A 22462-nucleotide genomic window follows, 5' to 3' on the forward strand; every position below is an offset into this window, starting at 1 on the left:
AGGTCTCTCTGTATATGTCTTTTTTCTTTTTCCAACTATTAAATTTACTATACTTTCGTTCTTTTGTATAGGAAATTCGTCACATCATTCTGCATTTCCCGACAAATTATTCACTGCATCCACTCGAACGGGCTCTTCCGGAGCTTCAACTGGGGCCGGTGGCGTTGGAGATTCGAACGTAACAGATCCGATTTTGCGGAATTTCTCGTACCGATCCTGCTTCAGCTGATCCCCGCTCCAGCCTTTCATCTCTTCCAGATGACGAACCAGAGCTTCGCTGATCGCTGCTGCAGCACCTTCATAATCCCGATGCGCACCACCACGTGGTTCAGGGACAATTTCCTCGATAACTTCCATCTCCAGCAGATCCTTGGCTGTTATCTTCATCGCTTCCGCTGCCTGATCTGCCTTAGACGCATCCTTCCACAGGATGGACGCTGCACCATTTGGAGAGATCGCTGAATAAATGGCATGCTCCAGCATGAGTACACGATTGCCTACAGCCAAGGCGAGTGCGCCGCCGCTTCCACCCTCGCCGATAACCACAACAATTACAGGCACCGTGAGCTTCGCCATTTCAATCAGGTTACGGGCGATGGCTTCCGATTGACCTCTCTCTTCTGCAGTATTACCCGGATAGGCTCCTTTAGTATCAACAAATGTAATAATTGGACGACCAAATTTGTTCGCCTGTTTCATCAGCCGCAGTCCTTTGCGGAAACCTTCCGGATGCGCGCTCCCGAAAAAGCGGGCGATATTATCCTTCGTATCTTTCCCCCGCTGTTGTCCGATCACGGTTACCGTTCTTCCATTCAGTTTCGCAAGGCCGCCCACGACGGCCAAATCGTCGCCAAACATCCGATCACCATGAAGTTCGATAAAATCGGTAAAAATCAGCTGGATCAGGTCAAGTGCAGTTGGACGCTGTTGATGACGCGCCAGATGCATTTTCTGAGCTGCCGTTATGCCGGAATAAATCTCTTCTTCAAGTCTATGATAACGTTCTTCCAGGCGGGCGATTTCATCGGTGAAATCAATGCCCTTCTCCTGTCCAAACTGTACAAGCTCCTCAATCTTTTTGCGCATCTCAACCAGAGGCGCTTCATATGGCAACTCACCCGCCATTTAGACCCCTCCTTTTTCGCTGTGCATATCCAGAAGCTTGGCAAGGGTCGTACGAAGTTCCTTCCGGTGAATCACCAAGTCCAACTGACCATGCTGCATGTTAAATTCTGCCGTCTGGAAATCCTCAGGCAGCTTCTGACGAATGGTTTGCTCAATGACAATTCGCCCGGCAAAGCCGAATACGGCACCTGGTTCAGCGATGTTGATATCACCCAGACTGGCGAAACTCGCTGATACCCCACCTGTGGTCGGGTCCGTAATAACCGAAATATAAAGTCCTCCCTGTTCATCCAAACGAGCCAGTGCCGCACTTGTTTTGGCCATCTGCATCAAGCTGAGGATACTCTCCTGCATCCGCGCTCCACCAGAGGTCGAGAAAATAATCAGGGGTAAGTTTTTCTCCGTTGCGTGCTCTACAGCCCGAGTAATTTTCTCCCCTACAACAGAACCCATGCTGCCTGTGAAGAAATCAAAACTCATAACAGCAACAACTACAGGTAAACCTTCAATGGTTCCTTCTCCTGTAATTACAGCTTCCTTCAAGCCTGATTTCAGACGCTGCTGCTCCAGCTTGCTGCTGTATCCAGGGAAACCAAGCGGATCCACGGAAACCATGTCGGCATCCAGCTCAACAAAGCCTTGCTCGTCCAAAACCATGGCAATACGCTCCATGGCATTCAAGCGCATGTGATAGCCGCAAGCAGGACAAACTTTCAGATTTTTCTCCAATTCCTTGCTATATTGAATCGTGCCGCATTTGCTGCACTTGTTCATAAGTCCTTCAGGGATTTCACGCTTTGGACGTTCTACGACTTCCTGGCCTTCGCCACGAACCGCACGCTCGGAAGGTATGGTAGCGTACTTCCGTTTTTTCTGGAATATATCTTTGAACACAACTACACCTCTCCAGCCGTTGATTTGATAGCCGCACCCTGCAGTACATCGCGATAAGCGACTTCTACACAGGTACTGCGGTGAACCGCTTACGACCCACACGCTGCAATGGGCCTTGTCCAGGCATTCACAACAAAAAAATCCGCCGGCATAAGGCAAGAATCAGTGGCTTCTGTCAGCACGATTGATATTACCTGTATTACCGAAAGATTGTTGCGCGAAATACTTGAACTTGTCTCGGTAGGGTCTCCGGGAGCAGCCTGGTCAGTCCATAGCCTAACAAAAAAAGAAGGAAGGACAGCAGCATACAATACATGCAAGTCGATTCCTCTCTCCGCTTGCGCGGTCAGCCCCTTATGTACCGATGGTACTTTCTTCTTCGCCAAGGCACCTCTGATGTTGAATCAAATCAGGAATGCAGAATTGAATTCAGCACTTCCTGGACTTCTTCCAATTCCCCAGAAGGAACGCGAATCTCAAATTGCTGCTTGGATAAACTGATGGGACGGGTCTGTACCAGAAAACCTTCTTCCGAAAGCTTGGTCTTAATCTTGTCCGCAACCTTTGCTGTCGGTGCAATGTAAATCACCGTCCACATGCCATGTCCGCCCCCTAAGCTAATGTTCAGAGCCCGTATATTGGACTAATGATACCATACCTCCGTTTTTTTCTGCAAGGAAGGGTTCAGGACTTTAGGGGAGAAAACGGGATCTTGAGGGACATTTGTCCCACTGGGATAACCGATACGCTTAACACTTCGTCCGATATTTTGGTAAGGGAGATAAGACGTTCAGGTACTCCAGGGCAGCACCTGCCGCCCTGAATGTGCTGCAGCTAGGGAGGAAATTATTAATCGGTAGGGTATTTTTTGGCATTAAGATTTTTGTGGGCAATACGTGCGGAAGCCGCAGCGGCCAGACCGGCGACCAGATCATCCAGGAAGACATGAATGCCTGATCCATCTTCATTCAGATCGTGAATGACGCCTATTTTTTCTTTATCCAGGTAACCAAAACTGGTTAAACCAATCATGCCATACACATGGGTAATGCCAAGGGCCAGAGTCTCGTCCACTCCATACAGGGATTCATCCGCTTCCATAATGGCCTGCAACGGCTGAGGCAAGAGACGTTTTTCAGCCAGTTCATCCAGAGCAATGCCAGTATACAGCGTATACTGAACCTCTCTTTTTTGTAGTACCGACTTCACACTTGTTACACAATCATCCATAGTCAGTTCCGGGTGGTACCCTTTTTGCAGACGATATACAATTTCAGCGATTGCATCAATCTGTACACCCCGCCGGGCCAGCATAGCTTCTACGATTTCATATGACATATCTCGACCTCCCGCATCGCTCCCCCGAGGACCGCGAGGTCCTTCGGTGTTCTCAAGTGTATGCGGCAACCCTGCAAAACGTTCATAAAAAAACAATAATGGACTTCTGTCCGGGGTTAAACGGGGCTCCCCAGGCAGCAGTCTCACTTCGTTTGGCCAAACAAAAGAACCCGTCCGGCATTACCGGACAGGTTCCTCCTTTGGCGATGGGCGCTGCCAAGGCCATTACTTGATTTTAACTGTACCCTCGCCCAGCATCTGTTCCATCTCGGAGAACAGTGTAGGAGACGGTTTAATCCGGTAAGCATCGCTTAACGCGAGCAGCTTCTGCTGCTGCTCATAGAAAAGCACTGTTGCAACCGGACCCGGATGCTGCTGGAGCAGCTGCTTCAAACGTGTCAGCAGTTCCGGTTTCTCAGACTGTGGAGTGATCTTCACGAACACCCGCTGCTGTGCGGCCTGAGACCGGCGAATCTGCTCGGATCCACTGGCAGAAACGGTGCTGCCTGGCGACGATGCAGGCGTCGCCTCACCCTCGCCTACGCCTTCCCCGCGGTGCGCTGCAGCCGGCCTTCCGGCTGCGCTGCTGCGCACAGCTCCGGCTGCAGCTGGAGTTTTCGCACCGGCTGGCTGCCGTGCCGGGGCCGCCGGGCGGGAAGAACTACCGCTGCCAGGCTTCCCGCGCCGTTCGCGGCTGCGCAGCTGCTGTTCCAGTGCCGCCTGTGTGAGCGGCACCACTTCCTCAGCCAGCAGCTTAAACCCTTCGTCCTGCTGCTGCACTTTGGCACGCACGACGAGCAGTTCGCCTTTCCCGACATGCTGCTGGCTACGCCGCCATACTTCGGGAAAGAGAACCACTTCGCATCGTTCAATCTGGTCTTCCAGCTCCATGAACGCCATGGCCTTGCCCTGTTTCGTCGTGATCGACTTCACGGACACCACCATCCCGGCAGCAACGGCCATCGTATCGTCGGATGCTTCTGTCAGCTCCATAATCCGGTCCGCTCCGCTCGATTCGAGCACAGCTTCATAATCATCAAGCGGATGACCGGAGAGATAGAGACCCAACAATTCCCGCTCAAGCTCCAGCTGCTGAGTAGCTGAATATGCAGGGATCTGTGGATATTCAATCTCCCAGTTGGGCGTCTCAACAAAATCGAACAGCTGAATCTGCAGATCCTCGCGCTCCTTGCGCCACTTCAGAGCAGCTTCCACCGTCTCGTCCAGCATCGCGAGCAGCTGCGCCCGGTGTCCGGGCAAAGTGTCAAAAGCGCCCGCCTGAATCAGCGATTCAATGACACGTTTGTTGCAGACACGCAGATCAACACGGCGACAAAAATCGAGCAAACTGTCGAATGGGCGCTCCTTGCGGACGAGCATGATACTCTCCATGGCTTGGGTGCCGACATTCTTCACAGCAGCCAGTCCAAAACGGATGGAACCGGATGCAAATACCTCAGCTTGATTCTGGTCCACTCCGCCGGATAAACCTGTTTCTTCCTGATCTACATGTTTTATCGCCGACGCTTCACTACCGTTTCCAGATAACCCCTCTTGTTTCAGGTCTTCAGGCATCACGGTCGAAGCTTGCCAGCCATATGAATCATCACCTTCTTCAGGCATTGGGCCTGGGTCATCCGGCAATGGTGCATCGCCATATTCTTCCTGACCGGAATGATCATACAAATGATTTTCGGTGTTGTTCCCATTGTCCATGTCGGACCTGTGAGTCAGATTGTTCTCCGGTTTGCCGGGTACTGCAAAGACTGGAGTAAACAGAATGCCACTTTCGTTGACGTCAGGCGGTAATACCTCAATCCCCATACGACGACATTCCACGACGTATTCCGCAACCTTGCGGTGACTGCCCATAACGGCAGTCAGCATGGAAGCCATAAAATGAACCGGGTAATGAGCCTTCAGATATGCGGTCTGGAACGCCAGTACACCATATGCCGCGGCGTGAGCACGCGGGAAACCGTAGTTGGCAAACTTCACTATCATGTCATAGACCAGGTCCGCTTCTTCCTCGCTATAGCCTTGTTTGAGACTGCCCTGAACGAAATGTCCGCGTTCCAGATCGAGCACTTCCCGTTTTTTCTTGGAAACAGCTCGGCGAAGCAAGTCCGCTTCTCCCAGCGAGAAACCCGCCATGCGTGAAGCAATCTGCATGATCTGTTCCTGATAGACGATGATGCCATACGTATCCTTAAGAATGGATTCCAGATCGGCATGGGGATAATCGACTTCAATCTGTCCATGCTTGCCCTGAATATACTTGGAGATGAACTCCATTGGACCCGGACGATACAAAGCGAGAACGGAAATGATGTCTTCAAATACCGTCGGCTTCAGATCCTTCAGCACACGACGCATGCCCGCCGATTCCAGCTGGAATATGCCCATCGTGTCGCCACGGCCAAGCATCTCATACGTTGCTTCATCATCATCCGCGATATAGCGAAAATCCGGAACTTGGCCTTCTTCCCCGATCCAACGCAGGCAGCGTTCAATAATGGAAAGGGTTCGCAGTCCGAGAAAGTCCATCTTGAGCAGCCCGATTGACTCCAGATTTTCCATCGAGTATTGGGTTAGCGCAGTGCCCTCGCTTCCTTCCTGAAGCGGAACAGCATCGGTCAGAGGATCGCGTGATATAACGACCCCGGCAGCATGCGTGGACGCATGGCGCGGCATGCCTTCCACCTTCATGGCCATGTCTAGGAGTTCACGGGTTTTTGGCTTCGTTTCATATAAAGCCTTCAGTTCAGGCGTTGCGTCCATGGCACGCCGGATGTTAATCCCGAGCTGGGCAGGAATGAGCTTCGCCGCCTTATCCACCTCGCCATAAGGTACATTTAACGCCCGTCCAACGTCTCTGACTGCTGCACGTGCAGCCATTGTACCAAAGGTAATAATCTGCGCCACATGTGCTTTTCCGTATTTGTCTGCGACATAATCAATAACCTCATCCCGCCGCTCATCGCTGAAATCGATATCGATATCGGGCATGGAAATACGTTCAGGATTCAGAAAACGTTCAAAGAGCAGGTTATATTTCATCGGATCAACATCAGTAATATGCAGTGTATAGGCAACAAGGCTTCCCGCCGAGGAACCCCGGCCTGGGCCGGTGACGATCCCTTGTCTGTGGGCATAAGCGATAAAATCCCATACGATCAGGAAGTAATCTGAGAAGCCCATACTGTCGATGACCTGAAGTTCATAGTTCAATCGCTGCTCCAGCTCGGAACGGAGGGTTGAATCCGTCCAGCGTTCTGACTCGGCATATCGTTCCTCCATGCCTCTTTCACAGAGCTCTCTCAGGTACTGAGAAGGGCTCTGTCCCTCAGGCAGCGGTCTGTATTCAGGCAGGATGGATTTGCCAAATTCCAACTGCAGTTCACAGGATTCGGCAATACGAATCGTATTCTTCAGTGCTTCTTCCACATGAGGGAACAAGCGTGCCATCTCCTGCTCACTTTTCAAATACAGCTGATTGGTCCCAATCCGAAGACGACTCTCATCATCAACGGTTTTCCCGGTTCCGATACAAATGAGTACATCCTGAAGTTCAGCGTCCGCTTCCGACAGGTAATGCACATCATTGGTCGCCACAAGCGGAATATCCAGTTCCTCGGCTAGACGAATCAATTGGGGATTAACTCTTTTCTGCTCCGCTAAGCCGTGATCCTGAAGCTCCAGATAGAAATCAGGACCAAAAATATGTTTATAACGAAGCGCTGCCCGCCGAGCCTCTTCTTCCCGTCCATGAAGCAAATGCTGAGGCACTTCTCCTCCCAGACAAGCACTCAGACAGATAATGCCCTCGTGATGGGCAGCCAAACTCTCCATATCAATACGTGGCTTGTAGTGGAAACCTTCCAAATGCCCAATAGAGCATAATTTCATCAGGTTGCGGTAACCCGTCATGTTCTTCGCCAGCAAGATCAAGTGGTGAATGGGCTGATCCTTGCGACTACCCCGTTCCTTGCGGGACCCTGCGGTCATGTATGCCTCACAACCGATAATCGGCTTGATGCCTCGTTCGATACAGGCTTTATAAAAGGGAACAGCGCCGTACATGACGCCGTGATCGGTCAATGCGAGTGTGGTCATTCCAAGATCTGCGGCCTGGTTCACGAGATCCGGAATACGCGCAGCGCCGTCCAGCAAACTATATTCACTATGAACGTGCAAATGCACAAAAGAACTCATGTTCGTTACTTCCTTTCGCCGCGGATAGCTGCAGCATCTGTCTTCAGAGCCCAGCTTCTGCCTATCTTTCTTCTATATGAATACAATAACTGAATACAATTTCAGCACGTACAACCGTACTTTATTATTCTATTTTATCATATCGTCCGGGGGCACGCCCATACAATAAGAGTACAAGCCGCTCCCCCTGTTTCGGGCCACTGACAGGAGGTGCGCTGCTGTGTCTGAAAGGGGTGTTAGCGGGTGAGCACATTTTTATCCAAAGCCATTCTTGATTTCTTTATTGCGTTTGGCATTGTGCTGGGCGGCGCGATGATCGGAGGAATTGGTGCTGTTATCTCTCTCCAGCCTCCGACTCAGACGATGCTTGATATTTCCGGCAAAATCAAGATATGGGCGCTTGCAGCCGCAGTTGGGGGCACCATCGATCCGATGCGTGTTATTGAGAGCAACGTTCTCGACGGCAATCTGTCGCCTGCGGTCAAGCAAATTTTGTACTTGATCTCGGCCTTTATGGGCGCTCATATGGGAACCGAACTCGTAAAATGGGTATGCGGCGGAGGGCGGGGTTAATATGGCATCGGGACTGAGCCCATGAGGATTCCGCCTTTTTCACGCTACCGTCCGCTTATGCGCATGACAGCCGTGTTTGTCCTGGGAATGATCGCGGGAAGCGTTGTATACAACGGTGTATTTCACCTGAGCTATAACAAACTCTGGCTAACCAATCAGGAGTTGCAGCTCCAGCTGCATCAGAATGAGGAGGATATCAAAACGCTGAAAAAATACAGTAAACGGCAAACCGTCATTAAGGAAATTAAAGTACGCGCTGAAGAGTCTGACAAAGGTCCGGACGAGGCTTCTCTCAAAATCATGCTGCAGAAGCTGGGGGACGAGCTTGAGGTTCTTCGCGGTCGTGATGTATTTAATATCGATGAGTACAGCAAAATGACCCGCATCATGTTGAACCAGAAAGTATACACAGTAAGAGAAAAACAATACACCGTTCAGGTCAAAACGATGCTTGTTATGGAAGGCGTGCTTCAGGTTTGGGTACAAATTCGGATGCACGTTCCGGCTTAACCACTGGGAAGCAGCTAGAAAAAACTGCCCTTGTCCCTGGCTTGCGTGGTACAATAAGGGCAGTAAATGCTTTCCAGAAAAGGAGCTGCTCATTCGTGTTGATTGATGTTCTCAAGTATGTCCTGATCGCCATTTTCGCTCTAGCCATGGTCTGCTCGGCGCTGAACAGCATTCGTTCGTACCGGGCCGTGAACGCCGCTGACGCTGGGCTTTACCGCTCATGGACCAATATCTGGATGGGTGGCATGCTGATTGTACTGTCTATAATCCTCATGTTTGTCTTCACCGGATCGAGTCTCTCTATTGTTGTGGAAGCGCTCTTTCTGATTATCGGTGCCTACAATCTGTTCGCCGGTTTGCGCAACCGCAGCTACTTTGCCCGTCTACGGGAGCACAGCGGAAATCAGTCAGGCAGCGCATCCAGGCAGTCTGTTTAAGTGTACGCCGTTATAACTTATCTGCAGCGAAAAGAGGATATTCCACTCATCAACACATGTCTGAATGCCAGCTGTGAAACAGCAGTTCGACATGACAATAGTGGGGATATCCTCTTTGTTATATATGGGAGCAGTGATTCACTAATCACGCGATCTAGCCGTGATCAATGGATTGCAGCGTCATGACCGCTTTGCATACGACATTTCCTTCACGGGTAATGACAATGTCCATTTTGCAGGTTCGGCGGCTCGTCTCCAGAATGACGGGTCGAACCAAAATCTGATCCTCAATCTGCACCGGATGGACAAAATACGTCGTCACATTATCCACAACATAATCGTTGCCCGTAACATCCCAGGCAGCCCGCCGTCCTGCCTGCGTCATGACGTTCAGCAGCACCCCTTCAGAGATCGTGCCCAGGTCTGTCGCCATCTGCGGAATGATGAAACCATGAAACATCAATTCATTCTGTTCTCCGCGTTCCTCGGCAAACCCGTTCCAGATCAGATGATCGAAGGTCTCGCCGAGCTGCGGCTGCTTCTGCGCGTCGCGCATGGCCTGCAGTACTTCCTTCCGCGTAATTGAGGCAATCAGCTTCCGATTGCGATCCACAATGGGCAGAAAGTCAATGCCTTCCCAAGTCATGATCTGCGCGGCAGAAGCCAGTGAGGTTTGCAGCGAGGCTGTAACCGGGCGGCGCACGACGCATTTCTCAATGCTCTGGTCTTCCAGAAGTTCGCTCACATCCTTCAGGCTGACAATGCCGATAACACGATTCCATTCGTCAACTACCGGGAAGCGATGATCTCCTGTTTCGGCAACCAGCTTGTGAAAAACAGCGGCAGAGCTGGTGACCTTGAGCACTTGAAGACGGGGCTTCTGACCGATAATATCCTCCACAAGCATGATTTTTTTCTTGATCAATCGGTCAAAGATTGCTCGGTTAATCATGGAAGCCACGGTGAATGTATCATGTCTGGAAGAAATTATCGGCAGTCCCAGCTCATCAGCCAGCAATCTGACTTCACGGCTTGTGCCGAATCCACCGGTGATGAGTACACCCGCGCCCTGCTCAAGCGCAAGTGAATGGGCATTATCCCGGTTACCTACAATAAGCAGACTTCCAGCATCTATATAGCGGGCCATGGCCTGCTCTTTCATCGCACCAATCACATACTTGTGGAGCGGTTTGGCCAAGCCATCACTGCCTCCGAGCACATGACCTTCCACAATGGTGACCACATCGGCAAAGGTCAGCTGTTCTGACATGCCGCGCGGTCTCTTTTCGATCCGTACCGTTCCGATCCGTTCCTTGGTTACCACCAGCCCGAAGTTCTCTGCTTCCTTGACTGCCCGATAAGCTGTCCCTTCACTTACGCCAAGCTCTCTTGCCAGGCCACGGACCGATATTTTACTGCCGACTTTTAATTGCTCGATATGCTGCAGCAGCTGTTCGTGCTTCGTCACGTTCTCTTCCTGTCCGTCCATCTGTACCACCCCCGAAGATGCATCTGTACTATTCTGTATCTATTATAACACGCTCCGAGGAAAATAACCCCATCCTCCCGCTCTTCGTTTATCAACGCAAAAAGACCGATTCCCCTTCGGATTGAAGGATCATCGGTCCTCGGATTCTGTCCTGACGCCGTGATGCAAGGCTTATACAGACTTGCTCTGCTCCTGCTTGTCCACCAGCTTCATCTCCCACTGCCGCAGCTTGGCCCGGCGAACAGCTTCCAGTGCACGCTTCTTCTCTTCATCTACACCGAGAATGAAATGAAGGTGCGCACCAATGATTAATAGGGAGAACAGCACCCATACGATGCCAAAAATATTAACCCAGTCCATTCCACCGGCGAAGGAAATTCGCGGCAGCGCGATAACCAGCATTGACAGAGCAATAAGCAGATAGATCACATGTTTTGCCTTTTTCAACCTTTTCACCATACACAGCTCCTTCGTTCTTGATCGACTCTATATGTCTAGTCTATGAACGGGAACTGTGCAATATGAAAGATTCAGACAAATAACCTGTTAAACGTCTTACGCCTCAGCACCGCCATACAGATGGCCCAGGCTGTCAGCAATAATTTTGTTCACATCTTCAATGATCACGCTCAGACGGCGCTCCGCATCAAATAGGCGACGGATGTTGAGATTCAGGCTCAGTACCTCAAACAGCTTCTCCATTTTCTCCATCTCGTCCGGTGCCGGCATGTCGCCGCTCATCATGCGCTGCTGCAATTCCATTTGTTGATCACGGAAGCTGTCCAGCATGCGTTTCGCCTCCGGATCAGCTTCGATCAGCTTCATCGCGGAAGTAATTTCTTCCACCTCGCTGCTTTCTCTCAGTGCTTTGGCCAGATCATTGGCTTTGTCATAAATATTCACTATTATTCCTCCTCAATTTGGATTGTTCTGCTGCTATTCATTCATTCCCTCATTATTCTCGTCGCAACGTTCACCCGTGTTTATACACGCATTTCTCTTCTCTCAAACAATGGCTGACCCAGACAGGTCATCGATTCCGATGTCAAATCAATTGCATTTAATCCAAATGGGTCAATCACCAAGGGGTATATGTCCTCATATGATGAAGCACATGCCATGTTCAGATGCCGTTCAACTTCGAGATCAGACATCAAGTTGCCGCCCGGAAGGAGATCCGTGATGTCCACTAAAAAAGTAACGATTCAGGTTACCGGCTCGGGCATCCTGCAGGACGACGTCATCATGCTGGGCGAAGGGGTGCTCAAGGCCCTTAAAATCCCTTCGGGAAGGCCGCTTCAGCTTCAATTCGGCTCTTACCGCCGTGAAGTCACCGTTATTCCGGTTCCCAGATATGACGGCCTTCGCATCAATCAGACGGTAGCCAGCAAGACCGGCCTGGTTCCCCGTTCGGTCCTGAGTGTATCCTATCGTTCAGCCAGCCGTACGCTGCGCCTTGGACCCTTCATCAGTGTGCTGGTAAGCCAGGATTATCCCGATCAGCCCGATCGGCCCTTTGGCTCCATCACGATGTTCTGCCATGAGCTGGTGAACGCCTGCCGTAAGCAGGGCGCCTATGTATCCTTTTTCACACCAGAGGATATCGGAGCGGTAACGGGTCATATTCAGGGCTGGGTGTATGATGACGGCTGGAAAAAGACGGTTCTGCCCATTGCAGACGTCGTCAATAACAGGCTGACATCCCGTAAGCTTGAGAACAAACCTAGCGTACAGCATTTCATGAAAGAAGTAAAATCTCTCTACGGCACACAAACCTTCAATGAAAAGTTCCTGGACAAAAATGAAGTGTTTGATGCCTTGAAGTCCATTACAACGCTCAAAAGGGTCCTGCCGGAGTCTCATCTGCTGAAGTCCTCTGCGACGCTCAAAACGATGTGTACCCGGTATCCGGTTGTATTTCTCAAGCCTGTGCGAGGTTCGCTTGGCAAAGGAATCATCCGGGTCTCCCGTCAAATTGACGGCAGTTTCCTTACACTCGCAACCAGTGTTGGGGGCACCCGCAAACAAACGTATACTTCCCTGGATAAACTCTATGCCAGTCTGTCCGGAAAAATGAAAACGACGCGATACCAGATCCAGCAAGGCCTATCTCTCATTGATAACAGCGGCAGGCCCGTTGACTTCCGTGCCCTCGTACAAAAAAACAGATCAGGCAAATGGAGTGTTACATCCATCGTAGCCCGCATTGCCGGAGGCAGCCATTATGTATCGAATCTAGCCCGAGGCGGAAGCCTCAGTACCGTTAAGGAAGCCGTGGCCAAAACCCAGCTTCCCGGATCAGCCAAAGCCTCAGCTTATGCCAATCTGCATACGGCAGCACTCGACATTGCCAAAGGAATTGAGCATGCGATTCCGGCCCATTTCGGTGAACTTGGTATTGATCTCGCAATGGATACCACGGGTCGTGTCTGGCTGCTCGAGGTTAATTCGAAACCGTCCAAGAATGACAATACGCCACTGAGCGAGAGTAAAATCCGGCCCTCTGTCAAAGCCATGCTGGAATACTCCACGTATCTGGCCGGATTCTGAAGAGTGATCCATTACAGGAGGTGCATTCCGATGCCATCATCGCCGCAAACATCAACCATAGCCATCCTGGTCCGTGGTGCAGAAGGATCACCGCCGTTCTCGGATGAACTCTTTTGCCGTCGTCTCAGTTTGGAGAGTCATCGCTATAACCTAAATATCATCGTGCTGCCCATATCCGGTGATAGAGATAACCCTCTACCAGAAAAAGGATACATTTACCGTAACGGACAATGGAAAACAGCTCCTGTTCACGGGGTGCAGATGCTGATGGATCGGTGCCTGCTGCCACTTCCAAGGCGATGGAGACAGCAGCTACATGAACTTGCTTTATCGGGCAGCGGGCACATCAGACCGTACTGGTCTGTTTCCCTCCCTGGTAAATGGAAGGTCCACCGGGCACTGTCTCGGGAAAAACAGCTGAGAAGACTTCTCGTCCCCACCGTACTCCTTCAACCTCATCTTCCATGGGAGCAGTGGCTGAAACGGTGGCCCAAGGGACTTTTCTTCAAGCCTGTTTCAGGAACCCATGGCAAGGAAACATTTCGCCTCACCCAAGTAAATGATACCCCCATATGGGTTATTGAAGGCAGAGATCAGGACAATGAACGTTATCAGCGTAGATTTTATACACGTCATGCGCTCTCAACCTGGCTTGAATCTAAGATTTCCAGTCGCCGGTTGATCATGCAGCCATATCTGGACCTGAGTCATGATGGGCATCCATTCGACATCCGTGCCTTGGTGCAAAAAAACAAACACGGACGCTGGACCCTGACGGGATGCATGGTTCGCGAGGGTGCCGAGGGCTCCCTTACCTCCAATTTGCATGGCGGAGGAAAGGCCTATCCCGCTCATTCTTATCTTATGGATCGATACGGGAGTCTGCGTGCCAACAGCATTCTAGAAGGGATCCACCATGCTGCTGCTCTAATCCCTCCCTTGCTGGAGGGTCAATTCGGCAGACTTGCTGAATTGGGACTGGATTTTGGAGCAGATTCGACAGGTCGTCTCTGGCTGCTTGAGGTCAATTCGAAGCCAGGGCGCTCTTCATTCGCAGAGGCAGGCGACCGACACATGCAGACACTGACGTACACCCAGCCGCTTGCCTATGCTCGTTATTTGCTGCAACAACATGTTCTCACGGACGTCGTTCGTCCAATGAAAATGCCGAATACATCCAGCACAGCTGGCCTGAAACCCATCCCGATTCAAGGCGGCTAGGCCCGCAGCGCCCGCTTGCCATGGAGCCGAAGGATTTTTTTCAGGATAGGAGGATAAATCATGAGTTTGACCTTTTGCAATCTGCATTTTACGCAGCAACCGGATAAAGTGGTTTATGTATCCAACGCATTAATGAAAAGTCTGAATCTATCCGGCAAAAAAACGATACATCTGCGGTTCGGGCGAGACCGGGTGCCTGCAACGATCAAACCGATCAAGAAGGCAGGGAAACATCTCTATCTCGCCTCGGGCATACGCAATCTGATGAACGTTCCCAAGCGGGGCAGCATCTATCTGCGCAACCTGCAAAATGATGAAGTCCAGCTTGGTCCACTAATTGGAGTATTGTCCGATGGACCTGCAACGAGCTCGAATCCGTTTGGCTCCCGTACCGGGTTCATCAAGCAATTGCTTCGGGAAGGCAGCCGCAAATCCTATATCTATGCGTTCACTCCAAGGGATATTAACTGGCAGAATGAAACGGTATCCGGTTTTTTTCTGAACGAAAACGGAAGCTTTGTTCGTAAAACGGTCCCTTTGCCAGACGTCGTGTACAACAGGTTACCCAGCCGTCGTTCCGATTTCTCGCCTGCCATCAATCAACTGAGGGAACGGTTTGTCCGTCGTAAAATCCCATTTTTCAACTGGAGCTTTTTCAATAAATCGGACATCTACAAGCTGCTGGAGAATGATCCTGAGGCAGGTAGGTACATTCCAGAATCAATCACCAATCCTACTGTCGAACAAATGAGAGAAATGCTGGAGCGACACCAGTTTGTATATTATAAGCCCACAGCTGGAAGTCTCGGTAACGGAATCTACCGCTTGACCTATTCGCCCAAACGCGGATATTTCGCGCGTTATCGCAAAAAAGGCGGCAATGCCCTGCTGCGCTTCGGCTCCTTCAATGGCTTAATGCGCATGCTTCAGGGCAGACATGGAAAACAGCTGCGAGGCTACGTCGTACAGCAGGGGATCCGGCTCATTGAAATCGATGAGTGTCCGATTGATTTTCGCTTCCACATGCACAAAAACGGGAGCAATCAATGGGTCGTCGTCGGTATCGGTGCCAAGAAAGCTGGTCGGGGCAGCGTGACTACCCACATCAAAAATGGCGGCTCCCTGATGACCCCTGAACAGGCGCTCAGCCGTAACTTCGGCGAACGTGCGGGAGAAGTGCTGCAGCAGGCCAAATCCGTCGCTATTACACTGGCCCAGGCGATTGAAACCCAGCACCAGCATCTGATTGGTGAGATTGGCTTTGATCTGGGCATTGATCAGGAGGAACATGTATGGATGTTCGAAGCGAACGCCAAACCCGGGCGCTCCATCTTCCGTCACCCTTCACTCCGGGTGGAGGGAAAATCATCGGTGGAGCACATTTTGGAACACTGCCTGTATTTGAGCAAATTCCGGAAGAGGGACGGCATTTGATGAGCCTTCATGATGATTTCAAACCTGTCATTGCCGTGTTGACCATGCACGACGACCAACGGGGATTCAGGGGAAACCATCAAAATTTTCTGGACATTATACAGACAGGCGAAAACATGGGTTATCAGGTGTATATCGTAACAGTAAGAGATCTGAACGTGAGTGGTCCTACGGTTAAGGGCTATACGTATAACAAAGGGAGCGGAAAGTGGACTTCACAGTCCTTCCCTCTCCCCCATGTGCTGTACAATCGCATTCCCTATCGGGAAGATGAGCGAAAGCCCTCCGTTCAGCGGAAAATTGAGGAATGCATGCAAGCGGGGATCGAGCTGTATAATCCGTTTTTCTTCAATAAATGGGATCTGTTCGAATGGCTGAAGAAGTCCAAATCCACCCAGCATCTGATCCCTCATACACGCCGGATGCGAAGTGCTACTACGCTGGGTACGGTGCTGCGGGCATTTCCCTATCTATATCTGAAGCCGGAGAGCGGGAAAGCGGGAAAAGGCATTATGATGCTGAAGTTTCAGGAAAAGGAACGTCTGCCGTTCCGGCTCAGAATACAAAGTTCCCGGAAGAGTACCACGTATAAGGCAGCAACACTTGCGAAGCTATGGTCTCGCATTCGCCGGGAAACCGGGCATACACCTTATATCATGCAGCAAGGAATCGAACTTGCCTCATCCCGCAAACGCCCCTTCGATCTGCGTGTTCTGGTACAGAAAAATGGCAAAGGACAGTGGAGTGTAACAGGGATTGGTGCCAGACTGGCGGGTTCGCGAAGCATTACAACCCACGTTCCACGCGGAGGCAGCGTCGAGGATCCCGAGAAGCTTCTTACCGACCTGTTCGGGGAAGAAACAACCACTGCACTGATGAAAAAGGTCAGATCGACATCACTAACCATTGCACGGCAGGTTGAACGAGGCTCTGGCCATACGCTTGGGGAGATGTCTATGGATTTGGGTATCGATGATCTCGGAGAAATCTGGTTTTTCGAAGCCAATGCGAAACCAATGAAATTCGACGAACCCCAGATTCGTAAAAAGTCATTGGAGCGCATTTTCCAATATAGCGCCTATCTGGCCCGCCAGTCCAAACGATAATGGAAAGGAATAACAGCTAAAGAAGGTGATTGTTTGTGTCCTCACCTGTTCTAGGCATTATGACGTTGTACTTAAACGAACATCGCGCCTTGGAAGAACGGAGCATCTACCGCAGAATGATCCTTGAAGGACGCAAGCGGGGACTCGACATTTACGTGTTCACACCTGCGGATGTACATCCCGGTGGCAAACAGATCGAGGCGATGGTCTTCCATTCGGAAAAGGGATGGTCCAGGGAATGGCGCCCATTTCCGGACATGATCTTCGACCGCTGCCGCATACAGCGAAATCGCAGATTCCAGCAGCTGCTCGCCTTTCGTGAGAAATACGGGCACATGCTTTTCCTAAACCGGCCGCTTCGCAATAAATGGACCATACATCAGACCCTCTCGGCAAGATCCGCCTTTCGTGAACATTTGCCGGAGACCGTTCTGTTCCAGGATATGTCTGATGTCAATCGAATGCTTAAAGCTTCTTCGCTGATCTATTTGAAGCCCATAAACGGAACAGGCGGACGTGGAATCCTGCGGATCGAACGCAACAGTAGCGACGCCAACATGGTCCTGGTCCAGGGACGGGATCAGAAACGGCGTATCATTACCCCGCGCAAGGTCCATTTATCAAGGCTCGGTTCTCTGCTCCAGCATTGGAACATGAAAGATAAATATCTGGTTCAGGAAGGTATTCAGCTCCAGCTCCCAAACGGTCGTGTACACGATTATCGCATGCTCGTACAAAAGAATGGCGAGGGAGAATGGGAGCTGACCGGCTGTGCTGGACGCATGGGAGCTGAGAAAAGTGTAACATCGAATCTGCATGGCGGCGGTCAGGCCGTTCCCATGCACCGATTGATGAAACAATGGATCACCGATGAGGAAATGAGAAACGAGATTAATGGCACAGCCGAGAAACTCGGCATTTCAGTGGCCTCATTCCTGGAAGATACGTACGGTGATCTGTGCGAGCTTGCTCTGGACTTGGCGATTGACAAGGATGGCCGCATTTTCCTGCTTGAAGTGAATCCCAAACCGGCACGTGAAGTATTTGCACGGATTGGTGAGCGGGGTATCTATTACAAAGCAATTACTCAGCCGCTGGAGTATGCTCTATGGGTGTACCGCAACCGGACAGCTAGTACGCCGAACAAGGTGAAAGTAACCAAACCTGTAACCGGTAAGTCCACCGCAGCCCGAAGATCCCGGAAATCAAGATTAAAGTAGCCGTTTCACTTTGGATTCGGCCTCCAAGCATCTTAATATCAATATTCATCGCATCTTAAAGAGCCTTTATCTCCGCCTCGCCCGTTAAACAGGCTTCGGAGATAAAGGCTCTTCCGGTTTTGAACGCTGATATGATCAGATCAAGATGTAGTGCTTGCTATTCAGCTTCTCTGTATAGACGAGTAAGCTCGGTAAAATCAGAGATTAATACATCTGATCCTGCAAGTTCCTCATCACGACCGAAGCCGGCATATGCACAGCCAATGACGGTCTGCCCATTCATTTTTCCTGCTTCAACGTCGGATGAGCGGTCTCCTACCATCCAGGCATCCTGAATCCGGTGTTTTTCGAGGAGTATTTGCACCAGGTTTACCTTGGAAGGTGTTTTGTATTGTCCTGCACTGTATACGCCTTCGAACAAAGGCATAATCTCGTGTGCAAACGCAACCCCTTTGACATAGTCCTCCAGCCCATTACTCGCTACAAACAAACGAACACCTTGTTCCTTGAGGGCTTGAAGCGTCTCTTTTACATGCGGGTAAAGTTGGGAACTTCCCTGATCAAGTCCCTCGATTTCCAATTGAAGCAGCAATTCATCTGCACGACGATGTGCCGCTTCAGAAGCTTCCGGCATGACCACTTTCCATATATCTTCGAGCAGCATCCCCAAACTTCCCAGCATCCGTTCCTCAGGAGGGGTATCCCCTTCGAAATGTCCTTCGGCACGCAGTGTATCAAAAAGCTTTTGATAAGCAGGCAACAGCAAGGTCTCTGTCTGGAACAACGTTCCGTCCATATCAAAAATCATTGCTTCCGGTTTTCGCAATACGGTCTCTTTACTCATTTCCAGGATTCGTTCCTTTCGGATTGAAATATGTAATCAGCATCATACCCTTTCCATGATAAACAAAAACGTTTGGCAGTGTAAACCGAACACTGTAAAAGGTTTATTCGGTCATGTCTCATGCAGCGATACAAACCATATACAAAATATAAACGAACTATGTACAATCTTACTTTCATAACGTATAATACTGAAAAATAGTTCTCAAGACTCCCGATTCATAAGTCCTGCAATTTGCCTTTTTTCAAGTTTTTTCGACAAATACATATAACCAAAAGAGAGGAAAAGGAATCATGAAGAAACAGAGAATATTCAAAATTTTTTATAAAATCGGGCTGGGTTACCTGCTTGTATTGGCGGTACTGGCTGGAAGCATTCTACTGATTCAGAACAGTATTGGTCAGCTGCAGGAAGAGCTGGATTATCTCGTCGATCACGACATGAAAGTACATGCCTTGACCTATGAATTGGAGAAAAACATGGTGGATATGGAGACAGGACAGCGTGGTTACGTGATCACTGGACAGGAAAATTACCTGGAGCCCTATACAGCGGGAAAAGAGCAGCTAATCGAGCTCAAGGAGCAGCTAGCGGGCCTTATCTCCAATAACCCGGCTCAATTGACATTATTGCAAGATATACATAGCTCCATGAATGACTGGATTCAAGTGGCCGGAGAGCCGGTTATCTCCCTGCGTCAGGCTAATGATCTGGATGCCATCCGTCAGTTTTTTGCAACAGATCCAGGCAAAGCAGATATGGACGAGATCCGCAGTTCCCTAATTACTTTCCGGAACAACGAACTGGCTCTGACAGAATCACGTACAGAAGCCTTAAAACAGAAAAACATGATCCTGAATTGGGAACTCTACGGAGCTCTAATTCTTGTTGCCCTTATTTCCATCTTTGCGGCATTGATTTTGTCCCGTGCCATTGTCAAAAACATTCGTACTGTTACCCATGCGCTGAATGATATCGGTTCCTCCAATGGTGACCTGACCCTGCGCATCGCTACCCCGATGAGGGATGAGACAAGGGAACTCGCCGAGTCTGCGAATACGATGCTGTTTGGTTTGCAGCAAATGATGCTGGACATCCAGCGCAATGCCACTGTTCTCAGCACCGCATCGGATCGTATGGATAAAGGCGTAGCGGACAGCCACCTGGCCAGTAAAGAAGTAGCCACGGCAATGGAACGAGTAGCTGAAGGGGCAGATGAGCAGGTTGCTCTTACCCAAACGATGGTCGCTGCAATTCAACAATCCCAAACCGGACTCAGCCGGGTGGCCGCATCTGCTGCGGATGTAGCTAAACGGGCTGTACGCACCGAATCCATAGCCATCGATGGGCAGCAGCGTATTGACAATGCGGTTGGCAAAATGGGAGTTATTGAGCAATCCTTCCTCTCTGTACAGGAAGCCATTAATGATATTTCCCAGATGTCCGATCAAGTCATTAACATTGCGGAAGCCATGTCAGGGATCGCGAGACAAACCAATCTGCTAGCATTGAATGCCGGAATTGAGGCAGCACGTGCAGGAGAAAACGGACGCGGCTTCGCAGTTGTCGCAGCAGAGATTCGCAACCTTGCAGACCAAAGCGCCACATCAGCCAAGGAAATTACGAGCATATTGGAAACCGTGGTCGCAGGTGTTCATAGCACCGTGGATGTTGTGGATGAGAGCACGGTTCATGTTAACGAGGGACTGCGAACCATCGAGGACGCAGGTCATGCCTTTGCAAATATTACACAGCATATACATGACCTCAGCGGTCAAATGATGGACGTATCCGCGGTGGTTGAAGAGATCACTTCGGGAAGTGAGGCTGTCATGAATTCCATTAATGAAGTATCGATCGTTGTGGAAGATACTGCATCCGCTACGGAGGAAGTATCCGCCATGACCGAAGAACAGCTTGCCTCCCTGCAGGAAATGAGCGAGACTTCCAAACAGCTGAATCAAATGTCCGATGCACTCGACGAACTGGTGAAACGATTCAAGCTGGCTTAACCGTGTGATTACAGCAGCTAAAACAAAAAGAGCAGCTTCCACTTAGGGGAGCTGCTTCTTTTTTGCGTATTATTTCTGCAAAATTATAAATTAGTTACACTTATTGTTGCTTTCAGCGTTTGACCAAGGCGGCAACGCTACCGACTAGCTGCTGATCTGAATCGTATTCCCCTCTGGATTACGAAGAGCTTCCAACACCAATTGGGCACGGTATCCGTCGTTAAAATCATAGATTTTCGCCGGCTGTCCCTGAATACGAGCAATGACATGCTTGAGAACAGGCAGCTCTCCCATCGTTTCATCTACCTCTACGGGTGCATGCGGCTGTCCAACGGGCCCCATCATCAGTTCTTCCCAGTTTTCCAGAGCGATCGTGCCTTCAGTTCCGTATACGACCATGGAAACTCGTTCCTTACCTGCAAAATGAGCAATTCCGTTAAGCTGAATACGAGTTCCGTCTTCCAGCTTCATCACAGCCTGTACCTCATGTTCACATTCTTCCGCATTATCGGGGTATTGAACCTCACTGATTACCTCCGTAATTGGACCAAACACATGCTGTATCATATGGATCCAGTGGATGCCCACTTCAAGGATAAAGCCCCCCTGCTCACGGCTTGAAATCCATGAATTCTGCTGCCATGCACGCGGCCACTGAGGGAATTGCAGAATCAGCTCTATTTTGCGAATCGCACCTATGCTGCGCTGCTCCACCAGTTCCTGCAGTTTCAATACAGAAGGTTCATGAGGCATGGAGAAATGAATGGCATGGACTACTCCTGCCTGCTCCGCGGCCTCAAGCATCTCTCTCGCCTCTTCTGTACTGTTCGCCAGCGGCTTCTCGCAAAACACATGGATCTTCCGCTTTAAGGCCTCCATGACGACAGGATAATGAAATTTAGGCGGTACAGCAATGTATAATAGATCAATCTCATGTTCATCCAGCAGCTGCATGTAATCGCTATATGCGCTAATTTCTGCATGGGATTCAGCAAAGTTCCTAAGTGATTCTTCGTGTGCCTCACATACGGCTACAAGCTTAATACTTCCATTTAGTTCGGCTTGCTCCGCCTGTTGAATCATATGTAAACCCATTTTTCCTAACCCGATCACAGCCATTTTTAATATTGTCATTAAGTCTCACTCCAATCTGATTCTCATTATAACAGAAGTTAAATAGGGTCCGTTTTCTTGCGTTAACATGCAAAGAAAAGCATATACTATCGTGCTTATCATCAAGTAACGGGAAATCTATATCTCGAGTATCCAATTTACATATAATGTAAATCTCTTGATTAGGACATTTGTTGCAGGAATATATAACCACCTCATTTTCCTACAGCCTTTAAGTAGTTAAGCGTTACCAACTTGGGAATCAGGTACTTTTGCTTATAAAAATAAGTTGACAAAAAACCACATAAAAAGATAACCTTCGTATTAACAAGGATATATTTCCTTTTACAACCTTAGACAACCACTTGCATTCGAAAAAAA

The 22462-nt window shown here is 49.9% G+C and carries 20 protein-coding genes; 10 read left to right on the top strand and 10 right to left on the bottom strand.

Translation table 11 applies throughout. From position 1 onward, the window contains the following. Positions 1-84: 84 nt before the first annotated feature. The 4 genes from CHI14_RS09135 to CHI14_RS09150 all read right to left on the bottom strand — a co-directional run bounded on the left by CHI14_RS09135 (position 85) and on the right by CHI14_RS09150 (position 3357). A complete protein-coding gene (locus CHI14_RS09135; RefSeq protein WP_095288129.1) occupies positions 85-1125 on the bottom strand; it encodes an acetyl-CoA carboxylase carboxyltransferase subunit alpha in 1041 nt (346 codons plus the stop codon). Next, positions 1126-2019 carry an acetyl-CoA carboxylase, carboxyltransferase subunit beta gene (gene accD / locus CHI14_RS09140; protein ID WP_095288130.1) on the bottom strand — a complete coding sequence of 298 codons (894 nt, stop codon included), beginning with the start codon at positions 2017-2019 and terminating at the stop codon, positions 1126-1128. Between the two features lie 409 nt (positions 2020-2428). After that, complete coding sequence (locus CHI14_RS09145) at positions 2429-2617, bottom strand: hypothetical protein (RefSeq protein WP_017689496.1); 189 nt, start codon at positions 2615-2617, stop codon at positions 2429-2431. Between the two features lie 251 nt (positions 2618-2868). Next, positions 2869-3357, bottom strand: coding sequence for a phosphatidylglycerophosphatase A family protein (locus CHI14_RS09150; protein ID WP_095288131.1), 489 nt, complete (start codon positions 3355-3357; stop codon positions 2869-2871). Here CHI14_RS09150 and CHI14_RS29925 point away from each other — a divergent pair. Then, on the top strand, positions 3351-3590 hold the full coding sequence (locus CHI14_RS29925) for a hypothetical protein (RefSeq protein ID WP_170948067.1): 240 nt from the start codon (positions 3351-3353) through the stop codon (positions 3588-3590). The two genes, CHI14_RS09150 and CHI14_RS29925, sit on opposite strands and share 7 nt — an antisense overlap. Here CHI14_RS29925 and CHI14_RS09155 read toward each other — a convergent pair. Further along, on the bottom strand, positions 3583-7572 hold the full coding sequence (locus tag CHI14_RS09155) for a DNA polymerase III subunit alpha (protein ID WP_095288132.1): 3990 nt from the start codon (positions 7570-7572) through the stop codon (positions 3583-3585). The genes CHI14_RS29925 and CHI14_RS09155 overlap by 8 nt on opposite strands. A 243-nt stretch (positions 7573-7815) precedes the next feature. On the opposite strand from CHI14_RS09155, the gene CHI14_RS09160 reads away from it, so the two are divergent. The 3 genes from CHI14_RS09160 (at position 7816) to CHI14_RS09170 (ending at position 9092) form a co-directional block, all read left to right on the top strand. Further along, on the top strand, positions 7816-8145 hold the full coding sequence (locus CHI14_RS09160; protein WP_095288133.1) for a YtrH family sporulation protein: 330 nt from the start codon (positions 7816-7818) through the stop codon (positions 8143-8145). Between the two features lie 21 nt (positions 8146-8166). Further along, positions 8167-8655: a sporulation membrane protein YtrI gene (locus CHI14_RS09165; RefSeq protein ID WP_095288134.1), complete on the top strand. Its 489-nt coding sequence runs from the start codon at positions 8167-8169 to the stop codon at positions 8653-8655. A gap of 95 nt (positions 8656-8750) precedes the next feature. Further along, entirely contained in the window at positions 8751-9092 is a 342-nt protein-coding gene (locus CHI14_RS09170) for a YtpI family protein (RefSeq protein WP_095288135.1), read from the top strand. 154 nt (positions 9093-9246) lie between these two features. Here the strand turns inward: CHI14_RS09170 and CHI14_RS09175 are convergent, their stop codons facing one another. From CHI14_RS09175 to CHI14_RS09185, 3 genes are all read right to left on the bottom strand, one after another. Then, positions 9247-10581: a DRTGG domain-containing protein gene (locus CHI14_RS09175; RefSeq protein ID WP_095288136.1), complete on the bottom strand. Its 1335-nt coding sequence runs from the start codon at positions 10579-10581 to the stop codon at positions 9247-9249. A gap of 171 nt (positions 10582-10752) precedes the next feature. Next, on the bottom strand, positions 10753-11040 hold the full coding sequence (locus CHI14_RS09180) for a hypothetical protein (protein ID WP_076289792.1): 288 nt from the start codon (positions 11038-11040) through the stop codon (positions 10753-10755). 96 nt (positions 11041-11136) lie between these two features. Continuing rightward, positions 11137-11484 (bottom strand): YlbF/YmcA family competence regulator, encoded by a 348-nt coding sequence (locus CHI14_RS09185; RefSeq protein ID WP_095288137.1) that lies wholly within the window; start codon positions 11482-11484, stop codon positions 11137-11139. Positions 11485-11763: 279 nt separating this feature from the next. Between CHI14_RS09185 and CHI14_RS09195 the strand changes: the two genes are divergently transcribed. The 5 genes from CHI14_RS09195 to CHI14_RS09215 are packed head-to-tail and all read left to right on the top strand — an operon-like array spanning position 11764 to position 18112. Further along, positions 11764-13131, top strand: coding sequence for a YheC/YheD family endospore coat-associated protein (locus CHI14_RS09195; protein ID WP_095288139.1), 1368 nt, complete (start codon positions 11764-11766; stop codon positions 13129-13131). A 30-nt stretch (positions 13132-13161) separates the two neighbouring features. After that, the gene (locus CHI14_RS09200) at positions 13162-14352 is read left to right on the top strand and encodes a YheC/YheD family endospore coat-associated protein (protein WP_095288140.1); all 1191 of its coding nucleotides are present in this window, start codon (positions 13162-13164) and stop codon (positions 14350-14352) included. A gap of 60 nt (positions 14353-14412) precedes the next feature. Further along, complete coding sequence (locus CHI14_RS09205) at positions 14413-15786, top strand: YheC/YheD family endospore coat-associated protein (protein WP_095288141.1); 1374 nt, start codon at positions 14413-14415, stop codon at positions 15784-15786. Further along, positions 15786-16892, top strand: coding sequence for a YheC/YheD family endospore coat-associated protein (locus CHI14_RS09210; protein WP_095288142.1), 1107 nt, complete (start codon positions 15786-15788; stop codon positions 16890-16892). Before CHI14_RS09205 ends, CHI14_RS09210 begins: the two co-directional genes overlap by 1 nt. A gap of 35 nt (positions 16893-16927) precedes the next feature. Continuing rightward, positions 16928-18112 carry a YheC/YheD family endospore coat-associated protein gene (locus CHI14_RS09215; protein WP_095288143.1) on the top strand — a complete coding sequence of 395 codons (1185 nt, stop codon included), beginning with the start codon at positions 16928-16930 and terminating at the stop codon, positions 18110-18112. A gap of 157 nt (positions 18113-18269) precedes the next feature. Here CHI14_RS09215 and CHI14_RS09220 read toward each other — a convergent pair whose 3' ends face one another. Then, the gene (locus CHI14_RS09220; protein ID WP_095288144.1) at positions 18270-18956 is read right to left on the bottom strand and encodes an HAD hydrolase-like protein; all 687 of its coding nucleotides are present in this window, start codon (positions 18954-18956) and stop codon (positions 18270-18272) included. Between the two features lie 293 nt (positions 18957-19249). On the opposite strand from CHI14_RS09220, the gene CHI14_RS09225 reads away from it, so the two are divergent. Further along, on the top strand, positions 19250-20968 hold the full coding sequence (locus tag CHI14_RS09225) for a methyl-accepting chemotaxis protein (RefSeq protein ID WP_095288145.1): 1719 nt from the start codon (positions 19250-19252) through the stop codon (positions 20966-20968). A gap of 144 nt (positions 20969-21112) precedes the next feature. Here the strand turns inward: CHI14_RS09225 and CHI14_RS09230 are convergent, their stop codons facing one another. Beyond that, positions 21113-22102, bottom strand: coding sequence for a Gfo/Idh/MocA family protein (locus tag CHI14_RS09230; RefSeq protein WP_095288146.1), 990 nt, complete (start codon positions 22100-22102; stop codon positions 21113-21115). Positions 22103-22462 lie beyond the last annotated feature (360 nt).

The organism is Paenibacillus sp. 7516 (assembly GCF_002272715.1).
Lineage (GTDB): Bacteria > Bacillota > Bacilli > Paenibacillales > Paenibacillaceae > Paenibacillus > Paenibacillus illinoisensis_A.